Below are 4,869 nucleotides of genomic sequence, written 5' to 3' on the forward strand. Positions count from 1 at the left end.
CGCCTGGCGGCTGGAGCGCGATCGCCTGCTGCTGCCCGCCGATGCGCAGGCGGCCGTGCGCGAAGCCGAGGCCGGCACGCTGGCACGCCTGCGCTGAAAAGGCGGCCAGCGCGCCTGGCGACAGGGACACCACCTGCCTGTCGGGGGCGGCCGCCGCGGGGTGTCGCTCAACTGTCATGGCCCCGCCATGGCGGGCGCCTAAAGTCAGTGGCTTTGTTTGACCTTGATGAAAGCCCCTGGCATGCACCCCAAGAAATCCTGGATCGCCGCGCTCTGCCTCGCCACGCTGGCGCTCACCGCCTGCGGCGGCAACGACGACGCGCCGCCCGCTCAGCCGCAGGTCATCGCCCACCGCGGCGCCAGCGGCTACCTGCCCGAGCACACCCTGGCCGGCTATGAACTGGCCATCCGCATGGGCGCCGACTTCATCGAGCCCGACCTGCAGATCACCAAGGACGGCGCCCTCGTCGCCATCCACGACGACACGCTCAACCGCACCACCAACGTGGCCACGCTGTTCGCGCAGCGCAACGGCGGCTACAAGGTGGCCGACTTCACCCTCGCGGAAATCCGCACCCTGACCGTGGTGCCCACCGGCACCGGCAAGACCAGCTACCCAGGCTTTGCGCCCAGCGCCGCCAACCCCTTCCAGGTGCCCACCTTCCAGGAGGTGGTGGACTTCGCCAAGAAGCAATCCACCGCCGTGGGCCGCGAAGTGGGCCTGTACCCCGAGGCCAAGCAGGCCGACCCGGTGATGGAAGACGGCATCCTCAAAACCCTGAAGGACAACGGCTACAACGCCGACAGCAAGGTCTACATCCAGTCGTTCAGCGACGCCACGCTGCGCAGCCTGCGCACCAAGCAGACCGCGCAGAACAGCAAGATGCCCCTCATCCTGCTGGGCGTGGCCGCCAAGGCCGCCGATGGCACGCCACGCATGGGCGTGATCTCCGGCAGCACCGTCACGCAGCTCACCTTCAAGGAAGTGGCCGGCTTCACCGAAGGCATCGGCGTGGTCATCAACACCGCCGCGTACCCGATCACCAAGGACTACATCGACCAGGCCCACGCCGCCGGCCTCAAGGTGCACGGCTGGACCTTCGCCCAGGCCAACGCCGCCACGGCCGCCACCGAGTTCCGCAGCTACCTGGACATGGGCATGGACGGCATGTTCGCCAACTACCCGGACCTGGCGGTGGCGGCGCGCAATGCGTTCGTGAACAAGTTTGTGAGCAAGTAAGCCAGTCAATTCAGCGGTCGAGCAGCAGCGGACCGCCATCGAGGGCTCCGCCCGCATCACGCCGGGTGGCGACTGGGTTGCCGGGCGCTGCTGGTATCGGTGGTTTCATCGGGCCTTGAGAGGCCCAGCGAGTGCGGCGCAATCCGCACAAGCCTGCGCGCCCTCAGCGGCGCGGCCTATCTGCCCATGCATGACGACGCCGTCAGCGTGGTCTGCTGCGAATCTCTTCTCAGCCAGCAGTTCTCCAACTTGCTATTATTTTAATAGCTATGTCCCCTGGAGGAATATGCGCTGGAGCCAATTTTTGCTTGAAGTCCGGCGCATGCCTTGACCGCATTACCCGACGGCCATACCTGGGTTTCCGTCAGGTAGAAATAAATGAACATCGTTTAAGGTGGAACAGATAGATACATCTGCACTGGGGGCATGCCATGACATAGCAGCCGTCATACCCTGCGTTGTCCGCCTAAACTTGAGTAAGCATTGACTCAAAATAATTTCTAACCCTACCACTTGCTTTATTAAGCGGTCAGCTATTAGATCGCAGTCAAATCTTAATTTAATTGAATTTGAAATGAAACCTATATTGCGATGGGCTGGTAGTAAAAGAAGTATAGCCAATCAGCTGTTGCCGCTGTTCCCAAAAAATTACTCTAGATATGTCGAGCCATTTTGCGGCTCTGCTAGTTTATTTTTTATCCATGAACCAACCAAGGCGCTTCTCGGGGATATAAACGAAGATCTAATAAATGCGTTGCAGCAGATTAAAAAATCGCGCGTCCGAAATATCGAAAACCTGCGATTTTTTGCCTTGTTCTTCAGATGATTATTATCTCATAAGAGATATAGATCCAAAAGAATTAACTAAAGTTGGAAGGGCTGCAAGGTTTATATATCTAAATAGACTTTGTTTCAATGGATTGTATCGGACCAATAAGGCTGGCAAATTTAATGTGCCTTTTTCTGGTTTGCGAACGCGCAGTGCGATACCTTTGGAGGAAATGGTTGAGGCGGGGCGTTTGTTAAAAAGGGCAGATATTTATCAAATGGATTTTGAGAAATGTATCTCGTTGAGAGAGAAGGGCGATTTTTACTACATTGATCCCCCATATGCATCTACTGCTGGCCAATATTTCACTAATTATGATGCCTCGCCTTTTTCCGGGGCTGATATATCTCGATTGGAGAAGTCTTTAATTTTGCTGGACTCGGCCGGCTGTAAATTCATGCTTTCATATGCTAACTGCGATGATATATCGATCATTTCTAAAAGATGGAAATGTAGAAAGATACTAGCAAGAAGAAATATTTCCGGTTTCGCTGGGTCCAGAAAGTTTGCAGAAGAATTGGTTATAAAAAATTATTAATGGGGAATTAAATGCAAAATGCAAAGCAGAAGCTGGGTAATTTGATTAGAATTCACCGTGAGCATCTTGAGTTATCACAAGAAGCACTTGCAAGGAAAATACTTGGGGCAAATCGCTCGAATATTGCTCATCTAGAGCAGGGTCTACGCGTGCCTAAACCAGATCTGCTTGAGTTGATATGTAAGGAGTTAAATTTACCCAGTGCCCATTGGCATGATTTTTTAGATCCTGATATACAGGCGCGGTTGGATTTTGAAGAGCAGTTGTCGGAGCTAACTGGAGAGGATATTACTCTGGATGGGCACGATGAGACTTCCTATCGCGTTGCCAATGATTCTATAAAAAAGCTTTTCAATAATAACCAATCTATAAATCAAACACACGATCTTTTTAATAGCATATTAATATTTTATGGTATTCAACCAACTTCTTTAGATTTTTTCAATAGATACTTGGGTGCGCAGCGGTTCTCATCCACGAATGTTTTTGCTGAAGCTGTTCAAGCCTATCAAAGGGACGCTATTAGATTGTTTAGCACTCTCACTGATGCTTATCGAGTCTTAAGCTCAAGCGACTCTCTAAGTGAGTATTTAAAGTCAATTCAGCCGCGAAATACACTTGCGTATAGTGAGCGTGCAACTTGGGCTATTCCCCATGAAATTGCAGAAGAACGTTTGGCGGATCTCGGCTATATATCCGCGGCAAGAGTCAAGCAAGAAAAAGATGAGCGCGAAGCTTTAAAACAGTTCTTGATCAGATTGGCCGCTAATTTTACCGAGGAGAAAAATACCGCAAACGTCATTGGTAAGGTGCCAGAAAAAACAAAAAGGCGAATGGACTCTTTGCTAAGAAAGTTTAATGCCAACTTTCAGCATGGACTGTTTTCTCCACTTTTCGCCCCTGACTCGGATGAGATTATTCGTGAAGCCGAGCGCATTGCGCCAAAATCTGATTCAGAAATAAGACGAATGGATGAGACACAAAAAAGAGCGATGGAAAATCTATCTTTTTATCTTGCTTCGGACTTTTTAGATGTCTATGTCGCAACTTCAATGCGTACTGATGCGGATTTTGTCTCGGTAAATTCTTTTGTGAGGCGATTGTTTAATCATGAAACATCTAAACCATTAAAACTTAGGCACTTTAATCCTACTCAATCATGGATTGAAGACCGTATAGCTAAGGGCCTAGTCGAAGCGTTGATGTTGAAACGAGCGTCTGTAACCATCTACATGGCGCAGAAAACTGACACGTTTGGAAAAGATTCAGAAGCGAGTGTTGCCCTCGGTCAAGGAAAACCTGTAATAGTTTACGTGCCACGGCTTTCGTTCCCAGACGGGGTTGTTGATACCGAACAGCTCTTTCTTAAGCCGCGAACCGACTTGATTTCAATGTTGAGCGCAAGTGAGCGTGATGAGATTGATGATGATACTGATGAACAGGGCTTATTTGCTAAAGTCTTGACCAGTAAGTTGTTAGCTCTTAGTGACGAAGAGCTTTCTCAAATTGCCGCAGATCATTGGGCAGACTTCGATTTAGTTGAAGAGCAGCATAGAATTCCAGAAGACAATCGAAAATTGTATCGAGAATGGTTGAATGCTGCTATTTTGGAAAAGCATAAGCCCTTAGGTCTAATTAAGGCTCAGTTTGTAGGAATTCTAACGGCAAATGCGATTTCATTCGAGCGAAGAGCCAAGCTCTTCCGAGAAATTCATCCTTTGGCTCTTCAAGTAATACTATCCACGGGAGTTTTAAATGGCATATTAGTCGTTAGGACCGTGAATCAGTGTGCTGAAATATTAAGTAGATTGATAAGGAATGATTTGGAATTAACCCTTGTTAAGGATGAAAAAAACTATCGACTCGTGGAAAAGATAACGTCAAGCACTATTCGTGTTATCTCTAGGCACAGATTGTTGCTTAATGCATTTGCCACTCACTATGGGCGACCTAAATGAAAACAGATCCATCTATCGAGTCTGAAATTAGAAGTCATGCATGGGCCTATTTTTCACTGCATGCCCAGCAGCGCATGAGCGCTTTTCAGTTCTTTATAACGCTTGAGACGGCATTGTTTGGCGCTCTTTTCTTGGTAGTGCAGTTTGCAAAAGAAAGTGCACCATTTTTTTTTCTTTGCTTTGGACTGCTAATCTCTTTGTTATCTTTTGTTTCTGGAAAATTGATTCAGAGGACTAGAGATTTGATTAAGAATTCAGAAAGAACATTGTTGATCGTGAGATTATTAAGCAATCTGTTAAATCA

The 4,869-nt window shown here is 48.8% G+C and carries 5 protein-coding genes; all 5 read left to right on the plus strand.

Annotated elements, in window-relative coordinates:
- Positions 1 to 241: 241 nt before the first annotated feature.
- Positions 242 to 1,240, plus strand: coding sequence for a glycerophosphodiester phosphodiesterase family protein (locus tag AC27IO_RS20375; RefSeq protein ID WP_498740463.1), 999 nt, complete (start codon positions 242 to 244; stop codon positions 1,238 to 1,240).
- A gap of 574 nt (positions 1,241 to 1,814) precedes the next feature.
- A complete protein-coding gene (locus tag AC27IO_RS20380) occupies positions 1,815 to 2,066 on the plus strand; it encodes a DNA adenine methylase (RefSeq protein WP_498740464.1) in 252 nt (83 codons plus the stop codon).
- A complete protein-coding gene (locus tag AC27IO_RS20385) occupies positions 1,990 to 2,607 on the plus strand; it encodes a DNA adenine methylase (protein WP_498740466.1) in 618 nt (205 codons plus the stop codon). Before AC27IO_RS20380 ends, AC27IO_RS20385 begins: the two co-directional genes overlap by 77 nt.
- An 11-nt stretch (positions 2,608 to 2,618) precedes the next feature.
- Positions 2,619 to 4,565, plus strand: coding sequence for a helix-turn-helix domain-containing protein (locus AC27IO_RS20390; protein WP_498740467.1), 1,947 nt, complete (start codon positions 2,619 to 2,621; stop codon positions 4,563 to 4,565).
- On the plus strand, positions 4,562 to 4,869 hold a 308-nt coding region (locus AC27IO_RS20395; RefSeq protein WP_498740469.1), incomplete at its 3' end, for a RipA family octameric membrane protein. The genes AC27IO_RS20390 and AC27IO_RS20395, both read left to right, overlap by 4 nt.

It is taken from the genome of Acidovorax sp. KNOB132 (assembly GCF_057541515.1).